1 protein-coding gene is annotated in these 722 nt (G+C 67.5%); it reads left to right on the top strand.

Going from position 1 to position 722, the window contains the following annotated elements:
• The first annotated feature begins 214 nt into the window (after positions 1–214).
• Entirely contained in the window at positions 215–475 is a 261-nt protein-coding gene (locus tag F6Q13_RS18640; protein WP_293059691.1) for a DUF732 domain-containing protein, read from the top strand.
• The last annotated feature ends 247 nt before the right edge of the window (positions 476–722 follow it).

The raw sequence follows: 722 nt of genomic DNA, 5'->3' as shown, positions 1-722 counted from the left end.
ACAGCGTGGCGGTGACGGCTTGGCGGTGATGGCCTGGAAATGGCCGCTTAACGCCTTGCCACAGGGCGCTGACGCGCCCCCGGTGTCGGCTCCCTCATCCGCTGGCTGCGCCGAACCGTATGCACAGGCCACGACGCCACCTGGGTTCGACGGGGCCGCAGGTAACACCGATTTAACAGTCCATGCGACGACCCTAAGAAGCACCGCCGCTGCTCTGGCCCTGGCCGCACCGGCCCAGGCCTACACCGGCGACGATGCAAGTTTCCTGGCCGCCCTGGCCCAGGCAGGGATTACCCACAGTGGCGCGAGCCAAGCCATCGCGGCCGGCCGGGCTGTGTGTGAGCTGATGGACCAAGGCCTCACACCGATGGACACCGTCAACGCGGTGCGCAGCACCAACCCCGGGTTCACCACCGAGCACGCCGCGAAGTTTGCGATCAGCGCGGCCAGCGCGTACTGCCCGCAGCATCTCTGAGCAGGCCGCCGGGGAACTCCCGCAGCGCACGTCGGTTACAGCGCGTGAAAATGCGCGAATCTGTCGACGTTCACTTGGTGAACTCGGTTACGTTGCGACCCGGCGGCCCACCGGCGCGGAGCTCACCGTGATCCCGGCACCGCACGCTCGCGATCGGCTCGCCGGTCCGCGATATCGCCGACTACGCCCTGACCTGACCGCAGGTGAACCGGCGCGATGCCGGGAAACATAAGCTGTACGTCGATGC

This window comes from Mycobacterium sp. (genome assembly GCF_008709575.1).
In the GTDB taxonomy this organism is placed as follows: Bacteria; Actinomycetota; Actinomycetes; order Mycobacteriales; family Mycobacteriaceae; genus Mycobacterium.
This window is presented reverse-complemented; position numbering and strand designations above follow the sequence as displayed.